The sequence below is a fragment of the Flavobacterium facile genome, assembly GCF_036321945.1.
GTDB lineage: Bacteria > Bacteroidota > Bacteroidia > Flavobacteriales > Flavobacteriaceae > Flavobacterium > Flavobacterium facile.
Window position 1 is genome coordinate 123,325 of the sequence record NZ_JAZAYT010000029.1, and the last position, 11,776, is coordinate 135,100.

An 11,776-nucleotide genomic window follows, 5' to 3' on the forward strand; every position below is an offset into this window, starting at 1 on the left:
AGAGGCTTTTTTTATGACAAACAGTATCGATTTATGAAAATATTAACATTTTAATGATTTTATTTGCTCAGTAAAATTATTTTTTTTAAATTGAATTAAAATTAGTTGGCTTATGATATCAATGTTACCTAAAAAAGGTTGTTTACTCGTAGCAGAACCAACCATCTTAAATGATATGTCTTTTAATAGATCCGTTATTTTATTAACTGAACATACTAAAGAAGGAAGTGTAGGGTTTATTTTAAACAAACCACTAACCTATTCTATCAATGAATTAATTCCTGAAATTGATGCTAACTTTTTAGTATACAATGGCGGACCCGTTGAACAAGATAATTTGTACTTTTTACACAATGTACCAGAATTAATTCCGGAAAGTGTAGAAATATCTTATGGTTTATATTGGGGCGGTGATTTTGAAACTACAAAAGATTTAATCAATGAAGGTAAAATTTCTAAAGAAAATATTCGTTTTTTCTTAGGTTATAGTGGTTGGGATACCAATCAATTAGAAGATGAATTGAATGAAAATTCATGGATAATTGTGGAAAACGAACTACAAAATAAAATCATTGGCAAAAACAGCCAAAACTTTTGGAAAGAGAAACTTAACGAAATTGGTGGCGAATACATTTACTTTTCGAACTCGCCAGAAAATCCTACGCTTAATTAATTAAATTATTCAGTAATTCTGTAATTTCTTTAGATACTTCTGAAGTAAATTCCTTTTTTCTATATTTTGTAATTGGTTGAATTCCAGTAATTACATTCGAAATAAACAATTCATCAGCTTTTTGTAGATCAAAAGGAGAAATACTTCTTTCAATCATTTCTATATTTTCGATTTTACTTGCAATGGCAATGATTTGCTTGCGCATAATTCCGTTTAAGCAACCATCTGAAGTTGGTGGTGTAATCAATTGATTACCCATTTTCATAAAAATATTGCCATTTATGGCTTCCACAACATTTTTATCGTCATTAATTAAAAGGCAGTTCTCAAATCCGTTTTCCTTAGCAAAAACGCTTGCTACCACATTAATCATCTTATTATTGGTTTTTAATGTCGACAATAAATGCTTTGAAACGTGAAAATCTTTAAATAATTCTACTTCATAATTTGATGTAGAAAAGGAATATTTTTCGGAAGGCAAATCCGAACAAGTAATAATAAACTGCACATCATTTGAAGTTGGATTATAAAATCCTTCTGCATTTCTATAAACAGTAAAACGAATTCTATTACTTACTTTAGTTGTTTGTAATTCAATTAGTTTCAGAATTTCTTCCTCCATGAATTCCATGGTAAAATTCATAGGAATTTCCATTCTACAAATTCTCATCGAAGCCATTAAGCGTAAATAATGTTCTTCTAAAAATAGAATTTTACTTCCATTTACTTTAATAGTTTCAAAAATGGCATCGCCAAAAAGAAAGCCTCTGTTGTTTTCGATAGCAAAATTGCTAGTGTCTTGTATGTTTCCGTCGAAATTAATCATAAAAAAATGCCCTGAAATTTATTCAAGGCAAATATACTTATTTATTAAAATTAAACCGAACCAATTACGTGTTTTAAATCGGAAACTAAACTTTCCCACAATAATTTATTTTCGGGTAATTCATTTTCTTCAGAAAAGTCGGTAACAATTAATGAAACATCATTCGTAATTTCATCTACTTGAATTTTTAGTTCAAAGTAATACTCTGTCTCTTTATTATTTTCATCTAACCATTTAAATTTTACTTTTTCTCCGGATTTCTTAGAAGCCAGTTTGGCATTTTCCTCTGAATCATCCCAGATAAACGTATAATACTCTCCACGAGAATTCACGTTATCTGCAAACCATTCTGACAAACCAGATGGAGTAATTATATATTGATACAATAATTGTGGCGAAGAGTGGATGGGAAACTCTAGTTCGTACTTAACTTTTGGCTTCATAGATGTGTTTATAAATTTTCAGCAAAATATAAAAAAACTTTTAATTGCAGTCTTTTTTTTTTGATTTTTTTACAAATTAAAAATAGTTGATTTTTTTTATTATTTTTTTTGGAAAGAAAGTATTTATTTATATATTTGCACCCGCATTGAGAGATGCAAAACTAATTAATGGCGAGATAGCTCAGTTGGTTAGAGCGCAGGATTCATAACCCTGAGGTCACGGGTTCAACTCCCGTTTTCGCTACATTAAAACCCTAACTTCTTATATTCAAGATGTTAGGGTTTTTTATTTGATTTTAATTGTCAAATTTCCTCTTTTAAAAGTAATTCTACCATTATTTTTTTTCCTTTTCGTTCTACTTCAATTGTAATTGTTTTGTTTATACTTGTTTGAAGAATCTCCATAATATCTGTTAATTTATAGGTTACAGCTTTTTTTCCATTAAAGGAAATAATTTTATCATCTACTTTTAATCCTGCTATATCTGCAATTGAATTATTTCTAATGTAAGAAATTTCTATACTTGGCTTTAATAAATATTTAAAATTTACTCTCGGATCATCATAAATTAAATCCGTTATATTTTTTCCTCCAAAAGGTAAATCAGAATTAATTTTTTCCTCAACAACTTCAACTCCGCTATGATGAATATCAAATCCAGCCATGTTATAATAGAACTTATTATTAAAATTACTATTTTTATCTAGAAACATTATTTGTTTTTTATAATTAAAAACAACATTAAATCGTTTTAAAATTTCGCCACCTACAGAACCATCACGTTGATTTAATATGTTTTTTTTAAGAAATGAAATAGTATCAGGCATAGAAATTATTGGCTCTTTAAATTCAAAATCTGAGAAATTTATGTTTTTAAATCTCACTCTCTTTCCATAAACATTTCCGCCAATTCCTGCACCTAAATAATCAGAAATATTTTTCTTGTTTTTAATATCTAATTCTTTTTCAAAGATCCACAATCCATCTGATAATCCAGTATCAACTAACAGTTCCAAATTTTGAGCTTCTTTATCTTCTATATTAATAGTTACAGGTATAAATGGTTTTTTATCTTTAAGAACAAAAGGTATTTTTTTATAATTCAAAATTTTATTAGAAAATCTTTTGGTTTCTTTTCTGTAAATAATAATTCTTTTGGTGTCATATTGAACTTCTACAACATTATCCATGAAAAAATCAGCTCCTAAAATACCATGAATAGGAATTCCAATAGACGTAGTAAAACTATATTCATCTTCCAACATTAAAATTAAATCTAACTTTTTTGAAGAAATGTTTTTAAATTCAATTGTATTATTTTTCGAAATATATGCATCAATGGGATCGTTCATTCCTGGACCAGTAATTTTTATTTTCGAAGTATTATTAAAAGCTATACTATCTTTTTCAGGAAATGCAAAAAGAATATTATAACCAGAACCTGTATCTAAAATTAAATTCAATTGAATATCATTGATTCTAGGCTGAACAATGATACTATTATTAAGTAACTGAAATGGAATTACAATTTTATTTTTATTTTGAGAATAGTCCCAAATATTCTGAGAAAAAACATTTAAACTCAGAAACAAAAGAAGAAAACATCTTAAAATTAGATTCATAATTTATAAAGATTTACATAAATGTACGAATTTTAATATTTGCCTGTATTTTTTTATCTAATTATTATTACTTAATCCTTATTTTTTTGCACTTTTGCATAGCAAAAATTTAAGTTATGCCAAAAATTTCAAATAAAGGGATTCAAATGCCCGAGTCGCCAATTAGAAAATTAGTTCCTTACGCTGAAGGAGCCAAAAAACGTGGTACAAAAGTGTATCACTTAAACATTGGTCAACCCGATATTAAAACGCCTGAAGTAGCTTTACAGGCTGTGAAAGATTTCGATATTAAGGTTTTAGAATACAGTCATAGTGCTGGTTTCGAAAGCTATAGAAACAAGCTTTCCGCTTACTACAAAAATCAAGGTTTACCTGTTGACACAAAAGACATTATTATTACAACTGGAGGTTCTGAAGCACTTATGTTTGCTTTAGGTTCTACTTTAGATAACGGTGACGAAGTGATTATACCTGAACCCTTTTACGCAAATTATAATGGTTTTGCAACGGCAAGTGGTGTAACAGTTGTTCCTGTTATTTCTGGAATTGAAACTGGCTTTGCATTGCCTCCAATGGAAGCTTTTGAAAAACTAATTACGCCAAAAACAAAAGCTATCATGATTTGTAATCCAGGTAATCCAACTGGATATTTATATTCTGAAGCAGAAATTAACAAATTAGCTGAAATTGTAAAAAAACACGATTTGTTTTTAATTGCTGATGAAGTGTATAGAGAATTTGCTTACGATGGTTTAAAACATTATTCAGTATTAAACGTTCCTGGTTTAGAGCAACACGCTATTATGATTGATTCGGTTTCGAAAAGATTCAGTATGTGTGGTGCTAGAATTGGTTGTGTAGTTTCAAAAAATGCTGAATTTATGGCAACTGCTATGAAATTCGCACAAGCACGTTTGAGTCCACCAACGTATGCGCAAGTAGCAAGTGAAGCCGCTTTAGACACACCACAAAGTTATTTTGACGAAGTGATTACAGAATATGTAGACAGAAGAAATACTTTGGTAGAAGAAATGGAAAAAATTGAAGGTGTTAAGATAGCTAAGCCAAAAGGTGCCTTTTATTGTATCGCTAAATTACCTGTGAAAAACGCAGATGATTTCGCACAATGGCTTTTAGAAGAATATGATTTCAATGGCGAAACCGTAATGGTTGCTCCAGCTGCAGGCTTCTACTCTACTCCAGGTGTTGGTTTAGACGAAATCCGTATTGCTTATGTCTTGAAAAAAGAAGATTTAATTAAATCTGTAGAAATATTAAAAGAAGCATTAAAAGTTTATAAGAACTAAAAAATGAAAAAGTTTATTTTAATACTTTTTGTTTGCTTAACTTCAAGTTTTGTTTCTTCGCAGGATTTGAACTGTAAAGATTTTCATATTGGAAAATTTGAAATGGATTCTGAATTTGGAAAAATAATCATTACCAGAACTGAAACTTCTCAAGTTGAATATTGCAAAGAAATGAATTACAAAGCCTCTTTTGATTTGGTTTGGAAAGATGATTGTACTTATGAATTAAGCAATGAAAAAATTCAAATTGGAGATAAGATTGATACGAACAGTTCTATAAAAGTAAAATCTAAAATTTATAAAATTGAAGGAAATGTTTTTTTCCTAAGAGTAAGTTCTAACTTAGATGAATTAGTTATAGATTGTAAAATAAAGAAAGTAAATTAAAACTTTTTATCAAACTAAAATCCCGTTCCGATTAATCGAAACGGGATTTTCTATTTATTCTTCTCTTCTAATAACATACGTATAAAACCATGTAATTGTAAAAGTCGGAATTACATCTGTAAATGGAAATAATTCTTCTATAGTTCCAAATAATCCTGCAATTTTACCAACCGTTCCTTTATACATAAGTACTAAAAGTAATCCGGAAACTGGCGCCCAAAATGTATCTGTAAATTCTCCAAAAATTGGTGCAACATAAGACAACATTCCAATACCATCAAATATCAGACTCAATAAAAGTTTAGTCTTTTTATCACTTTTCTTTACAACAATTGGTTGTGGTTCTTGATTCATTTACTTGTAATTTAAATTATTTGGAATACTAATATACAAATTAAATGCCAAGTTTCTTTTTAAAGATTTCTCAAATTAATCAAATTTCTCAAATCTGTGTTATTTAAAAACCTACTTCAACTTACTCTTATAATACTTTCTCAATTTATCTAATTTCGGAGCAATTACATATTCACAATAGCCTTGTTCTTTATTCTGATTGTAATAATTTTGATGATAATCTTCTGCTAAATAAAAAACACCCGCTTCTTCAATTTGTGTTATAACCGGATTTGGATATAATTTTTCTTTCTCAATTAATTGGATATAATTCTCCGCTTTTGTTTTTTGTTCTGGCGAATGATAAAAAATGGCACTTCTATATTGTGTTCCAACGTCAGCTCCTTGTTTGTTTAATGTTGTTGGGTCGTGTGTGGCGAAAAATATTTCTAATAAATCTTCGTATGCCACTTCTTTCGGATTAAAAGTAATTTGAATTCCTTCAGCATGACCAGTCGTTCCGTTACAAACTTCGCGATAAGCAGGATTTTTAATGAATCCGCCTGTGAAACCAGAAACTACTTTTTCTACTCCTTTTACTTCTAAAAAAACTGCTTCTGTACACCAAAAACAACCTCCGGCAAATGTTGCCAATTGTACGCTATCATTCATAATTACCTTTTTATTTTCTATTTTATTTTCTGATTTTTTTTCAACAGTTTGCGCTTTGTTTCCACAAGAAAACAAACTTAAAAACGAGCTTAATACTATAATGTAGTTCATCTTTTTTATCAAATTTAGTTAATATTATTTCATTCATATACGTTTTAACTTTACTTTTAGATTTGTGCATTCACGTTAAGTTTGCCACGAATTCACGAATTCCCATTTATTTTAATTTCTTTATTAAATTATACGAATTCGATTCCGCCTTAGGCGGATAAATTAGAGTAAAATACAGAACAATTTTTAATTCGTTAATTCGTGGCAAAAAAATATTTTATTTAACTTTCATTTGTGTTTCAAACGTTTTAATATTCACTATTTCTTTGTTTCTTTGTACAAATTGATATTATGAAATCGCAACATACATTTGTTTGTGTAAACAAACACCTTTAAAATAATGCGATACCATATGACCTTTTAAAATCAATAAAAATTCACAGATGATTAGAGCGACCAATATAAATAAACATTATGGCGATTTACAGGTTTTAAAAAACGTAAGTCTACAAATCAATAAAGGCGAAATTGTTTCCATAGTTGGCGCTTCTGGTGCTGGAAAAACTACACTTTTACAAATTTTAGGAACCTTAGATTTATTAGATAAAAAAGATAATGTTTCGAGTTCATTAATTATTAATGATACTTCTATTATTGATTTAAAAGATAAAGAATTATCAAAATTTAGAAATTTGAATTTAGGATTTATCTTTCAATTTCATCAATTATTACCCGAATTTACAGCTTTAGAGAACGTTTGTATTCCAGCTTTCATTGCAAATAAACCAAAAAATGAAGTAGAAATTGAAGCTAAAAAATTATTAGATTATTTAGGATTATCGCACCGAATCAATCACAAACCAAGCGAACTTTCTGGCGGTGAACAACAACGTGTTGCCGTGGCAAGAGCTTTAATCAATAAGCCAGCAGTAATTTTTGCGGATGAACCTTCTGGAAATTTAGATCATACAACAGCCGAAAATTTACACCAATTATTTTTTAAATTGCGTGACGAATTCGGACAAACGTTCGTAATTGTAACTCATAACGAAGAATTGGCTAATATGGCTGACAGAAAATTAGTGATGATTGATGGTGTTTTGCAAAATTAGAAGCAGATAAATCGTTTTTCAGTACACTAATAGTCCCGCTTTCCGTTATATTCCCGAAGAAAAATCGGGAGATGCCACTGACAAACACGAAGTGTTCACCGAACACCTATATAAATTGTTGTTATGTGAGGTAATCTGGGCTAAAATTCACCAACTTATTTTCAAATGAACCCATCAGAATTAAAAGAATTTTTAGACGAAAAGGTTATTTTATACAACAATAAGAATTTTATTGATTCGGATCCTGTTCAAATTCCGCATTTGTATTCCCAAAAAAAAGATATTGAAATTGCTGGATTTTTAGCGGCAACAATCGCATGGGGAAACAGAAAAATGATTATTAATAATTCGCATAAATTAATGCAAATTATGGGCAACTCGCCTTATGATTTCGTGATGAATCATAAAGAAATTCATTTAGAAAAACTATCCAATTTTGTACATAGAACTTTTAATGCCAATGATGCAGTTACTTTCATAAAGGCTTTACAACATATTTATAAAAACAATCCAGATTTAGAAAGCGTATTTTCAAAACATATTGAAAATAACTCGACTCAAAAAAGTATTTCAGAATTTAAGAAAACCTTTTTTAAAATTCCACATTTACAAAGAACTCAAAAACACATTTCCGATCCTTTAAATGGTTCCGCAGCCAAAAGAATCAATATGTTTCTACGTTGGATGGTTCGAGATGACAATAATGGTGTCGATTTAGGAATTTGGAAATCCATTCCTACTTCTGCACTATCTTGTCCGTTAGATGTGCATTCAGGAAATGTAGCTCGTAAATTATTACTTTTAACTAGAAAACAAAATGACGCCAAAGCTTTGTTTGAATTAGATTCTAACTTACGACTTCTAGATGCAAATGATCCTGTTAAATATGATTTTGCACTTTTCGGGTTGGGTGTTTTTGAAGGATTTTAAATAAAAAAAGAGCCCAAAATAAGCTCTTTTCTTTATTATTTAGGAATAATATTAATTACTTTTTGTAAAATTTATTTTGATAGAGTAATTTTTACCAACGTATAAATTTGCATCTTCAATTTTTATTGAGTTTAAAGTTGATTTTATATATTCTTTAATCTCCAAATCATTTGTTTTTACATTTAATATTACCAATTCATCATCTGAATTTACAGTAAAAACAACATCAACCAAAGCTTCATTTTCAAATTCGAAATTCTCCAAATTCTTTTTTATCATTTCTGACATGACCTTCACTGCTTTTGGTAAATCTTCTTCAAAAGAAGCTACATTATTTGCAGACACATTAAAAGTTGTTAATACGAAAACAACTAATACTAAATTGATGATTTTTTTCATTTTTTGATTTTTAAATTTTACATGACAAATCTATGTCGGAATTCATTTAAAATAAAGTAAATAAATAACCTTAACTATCATTTAAAATTGGCAATTGATGGAATTACTAAATTCCAATTAAATGATGTATAAAATTGCATTTAATTAAAATATTGAGAAAAAAATATGCAAAATTGAAAAATAGCATTATTTGGTAAATTTACATTGGATGAATAATATACTTTCAATTAACAATTTATCAATCAGTAAAATAGAGATTCATCGAATAGTATTTACTAAAATTAATCGAATTAATACGATTTATAAAATCATATAATAAAAAACAAAAAATCCCGACCAAAGCCGGGATTCAAATATATAAAATATTTTATTTTCTTATTTTGATAATGCAGCTTTAACTTGGTCTGCAGCTTCTTGAAACTGAACCGCTGATAAAATTGGCATTCCAGAATTATCAATTAATTCTTTAGCAATTTCTGCATTTGTTCCTTGTAAACGAACAATGATAGGCACTTTAATTGCGTCACCCATATTTTTATAAGCGTCAACAACTCCTTGTGCTACTCTATCGCAACGTACAATTCCACCAAAAATGTTAATTAAAATGGCTTTTACATTTTGATCTTTTAAGATAATACGGAAAGCTGTTTCAACACGCTTAGCATCTGCAGTTCCACCAACGTCTAAGAAGTTAGCAGGTTCAAAACCAGCATATTTAATTAAATCCATAGTAGCCATTGCTAAACCAGCACCGTTTACCATACATCCAACAGTTCCATCTAAATCAACATAGTTTAAACCAACTTCTTTAGCTTCTACTTCAATAGGATTTTCTTCACGAACATCACGCATTTCAGCTAAATCTTTATGACGGAATAATGCATTATCATCTAAATCAACTTTAGCATCAACTGCAATAATTTTATTGTCTGAAGTTTTTAATACTGGATTAATTTCAAACATTGTAGCGTCTGAACCAATGTAAGCTTTATATAAAGAATCAATAAATTTTACCATTTCTTTAAATGCTTCACCTGATAAACCTAAATTAAAAGCAATTTGTCTTGCTTGAAATCCTTGTAATCCAACAGAAGGATCAATTTCTTCAGTAAAAATTAAATGTGGAGTATGTTCAGCCACTTCTTCAATATCCATTCCACCTTCAGTAGAATACATAATCATATTACGACCTTTACCTCTATTTAATAAAACAGAAACATAAAATTCTTTAGTTTCAGATTCACCTGGATAATATACATCTTCAGCAATTAAAACTTTATGAACTCTTTTTCCTTCAGCAGAAGTTTGAGGAGTAACTAAATCCATTCCAATAATTTGACCCGCAATTTCTTTTACTTGATCTAAATTTTTAGCTAATTTAACTCCACCACCTTTTCCACGACCACCTGCGTGAACTTGAGCTTTTATAACATGCCAACCTGTACCAGTTTCAGCAGTTAATTGTTTTGCTTTTTCAACAGCTTCTTCAGCATTGTTTGCAACATGACCACGTTGTATGCGCACGCCATAGCTTGCTAATATTTCTTTACCTTGATATTCGTGTACGTTCATAATTAAGTATGAGTTAATCTTGTTTAAAAGTGGGACAAAAATAATAAAGTAATTCTTAAATGACTAATTTTTACTGCTCTTTTTAAATCTAAAGTTGATAATTTAGTATAGTTATTGTTATAAATAATACATTTTGTTTATTTATAATTTAATTTGTGGTATTATTTCGTTACGAAGGAATTCTAAAATACATTTGCAAAAAAAAGTTAAATGCAAAATTCAGATTTAGTTCAAGTAGCACAAAATTATGGTTGTCCGTTATAAGTTAATGATGCAGACAAAATTGTATCACAATACAATAGATTAGTAAAGGCGTTTAGCAAAATTGAAAATTTTAAAATCCATTATGCGGTTAAAGCGCTTTCTAATATAAATATTTTAAAGCTCTTAAAAAACGAAGGTTGTGGTTTGGATACCGTTTCAATAGAAGAAGTTCAGCTAGGTTTACACGCTGGTTTTGCTCCTTCAGAAATTATGTATACACCAAACGGTGTTTCATTTGAAGAAATAGAAAAAGTAGCTGAATTAGGTGTACAAATAAACATAGATAACTTATCTGTTTTAGAACATTTTGGCACGAAATATCCAACTATTCCAGTTTGTATTAGAGTCAATCCGCATGTAATGGCTGGAGGAAATGCTAATATTTCAGTTGGACATATTGATAGTAAATTCGGAATTTCCATTCATCAATTGCCTCATATTTTGAGAATTGTTGAAAATACGAAAATGCATATTAACGGAATTCATATGCACACAGGTTCAGACATTTTAGATGTGGAAGTATTTTTATATGCAGCAGAAATCTTATTTGAATCGGCAAAACAATTCAAAACACTTGATTTTATTGACTTCGGAAGTGGTTTCAAAGTACCTTACAAAAAAGATGATATTGAAACGGATATTGAAGAATTTGGAAGAAAATTAAGCAAACGATTTTTAGCATTCGAAAAAGAATATGGTAGAACGCTAACTTTAGTATTTGAACCTGGAAAATTCTTAGTGAGTGAAGCTGGTCAGTTTTTAGCAAAAGTAAATGTGGTAAAACAAACTACATCAACAGTTTTTGCTGGAGTTGATACAGGTTTTAACCATTTAATTCGACCAATGCTTTATGGCGCTGAACATCATATTGAAAACATATCTAATATAAAAGGAAAAGAACGTTATTATTCTGTTGTAGGATATATTTGCGAAACCGATACTTTCGCCACCAACAGAAGAATTTCTGAAATTCATGAAGGTGATATTTTGAGTTTTAAAAATGCTGGAGCCTATTGTTTTTCAATGGCTTCGAACTATAATTCGAGAACAAAACCTGCAGAAGTTTTATGGAGAAACGGAGCAGCTGTATTAATACGAGAAAGGGAAACTTTTGAAGATATATTGAGAAATCAAGTAGAGATTAATATTTAATATATTCATTAAATATTTTTTGTTTAGTAGTA

12 protein-coding genes, 1 tRNA gene and 1 pseudogene are annotated in these 11,776 nt (G+C 29.2%); 7 read left to right on the forward strand and 7 right to left on the reverse strand.

Annotation, left to right across the window (positions count from 1 at the left end; translation table 11 throughout):
• The first annotated feature begins 112 nt into the window (after positions 1–112).
• On the forward strand, positions 113–673 hold the full coding sequence (locus UEQ13_RS04515; protein WP_329805183.1) for a YqgE/AlgH family protein: 561 nt from the start codon (positions 113–115) through the stop codon (positions 671–673).
• Here UEQ13_RS04515 and UEQ13_RS04520 read toward each other — a convergent pair.
• Positions 666–1,499 (reverse strand): aminotransferase class IV, encoded by an 834-nt coding sequence (locus UEQ13_RS04520; protein WP_329805184.1) that lies wholly within the window; start codon positions 1,497–1,499, stop codon positions 666–668. The genes UEQ13_RS04515 and UEQ13_RS04520 overlap by 8 nt on opposite strands.
• Positions 1,500–1,549: 50 nt before the next feature.
• Positions 1,550–1,942 (reverse strand): START-like domain-containing protein, encoded by a 393-nt coding sequence (locus UEQ13_RS04525; protein WP_329805185.1) that lies wholly within the window; start codon positions 1,940–1,942, stop codon positions 1,550–1,552.
• 170 nt (positions 1,943–2,112) lie between these two features.
• Between UEQ13_RS04525 and UEQ13_RS04530 the strand changes: the two genes are divergently transcribed.
• Positions 2,113–2,186 (forward strand) — tRNA-Met (locus UEQ13_RS04530).
• 59 nt (positions 2,187–2,245) lie between these two features.
• Here the strand turns inward: UEQ13_RS04530 and UEQ13_RS04535 are convergent.
• Positions 2,246–3,565: a PDZ domain-containing protein gene (locus UEQ13_RS04535; protein WP_329805186.1), complete on the reverse strand. Its 1,320-nt coding sequence runs from the start codon at positions 3,563–3,565 to the stop codon at positions 2,246–2,248.
• 116 nt (positions 3,566–3,681) lie between these two features.
• On the opposite strand from UEQ13_RS04535, the gene UEQ13_RS04540 reads away from it, so the two are divergent.
• On the forward strand, positions 3,682–4,872 hold the full coding sequence (locus tag UEQ13_RS04540) for a pyridoxal phosphate-dependent aminotransferase (RefSeq protein ID WP_329805187.1): 1,191 nt from the start codon (positions 3,682–3,684) through the stop codon (positions 4,870–4,872).
• A gap of 3 nt (positions 4,873–4,875) precedes the next feature.
• Positions 4,876–5,259 (forward strand): hypothetical protein, encoded by a 384-nt coding sequence (locus UEQ13_RS04545; RefSeq protein ID WP_329805188.1) that lies wholly within the window; start codon positions 4,876–4,878, stop codon positions 5,257–5,259.
• A 54-nt stretch (positions 5,260–5,313) separates the two neighbouring features.
• On the opposite strand, the gene UEQ13_RS04550 is transcribed toward UEQ13_RS04545, so the two are convergent.
• Positions 5,314–5,613, reverse strand: a complete 300-nt coding sequence (locus UEQ13_RS04550; protein WP_329805189.1) for a hypothetical protein — start codon at positions 5,611–5,613, stop codon at positions 5,314–5,316.
• Positions 5,614–5,724: 111 nt separating this feature from the next.
• Complete coding sequence (gene msrA / locus UEQ13_RS04555; protein ID WP_329805190.1) at positions 5,725–6,375, reverse strand: peptide-methionine (S)-S-oxide reductase MsrA; 651 nt, start codon at positions 6,373–6,375, stop codon at positions 5,725–5,727.
• Positions 6,376–6,758: 383 nt separating this feature from the next.
• On the opposite strand from msrA, the gene UEQ13_RS04560 reads away from it, so the two are divergent.
• Together UEQ13_RS04560 and UEQ13_RS04565 are read left to right on the forward strand one after the other, a co-directional pair.
• Positions 6,759–7,427, forward strand: coding sequence for an ABC transporter ATP-binding protein (locus UEQ13_RS04560; RefSeq protein ID WP_329805191.1), 669 nt, complete (start codon positions 6,759–6,761; stop codon positions 7,425–7,427).
• A 165-nt stretch (positions 7,428–7,592) separates the two neighbouring features.
• Complete coding sequence (locus tag UEQ13_RS04565) at positions 7,593–8,357, forward strand: TIGR02757 family protein (protein ID WP_329805192.1); 765 nt, start codon at positions 7,593–7,595, stop codon at positions 8,355–8,357.
• A 51-nt stretch (positions 8,358–8,408) separates the two neighbouring features.
• Here UEQ13_RS04565 and UEQ13_RS04570 read toward each other — a convergent pair whose 3' ends face one another.
• Both UEQ13_RS04570 and sucC read right to left on the reverse strand, forming a co-directional pair.
• Positions 8,409–8,756 carry a hypothetical protein gene (locus UEQ13_RS04570; protein WP_329805193.1) on the reverse strand — a complete coding sequence of 116 codons (348 nt, stop codon included), beginning with the start codon at positions 8,754–8,756 and terminating at the stop codon, positions 8,409–8,411.
• Positions 8,757–9,131: 375 nt separating this feature from the next.
• Positions 9,132–10,328, reverse strand: a complete 1,197-nt coding sequence (sucC, locus tag UEQ13_RS04575) for an ADP-forming succinate--CoA ligase subunit beta (RefSeq protein ID WP_329805194.1) — start codon at positions 10,326–10,328, stop codon at positions 9,132–9,134.
• A gap of 210 nt (positions 10,329–10,538) precedes the next feature.
• On the opposite strand from sucC, the pseudogene lysA reads away from it, so the two are divergent.
• Positions 10,539–11,744: pseudogene (gene lysA / locus UEQ13_RS04580) on the forward strand (diaminopimelate decarboxylase).
• Positions 11,745–11,776: the final 32 nt, after the last annotated feature.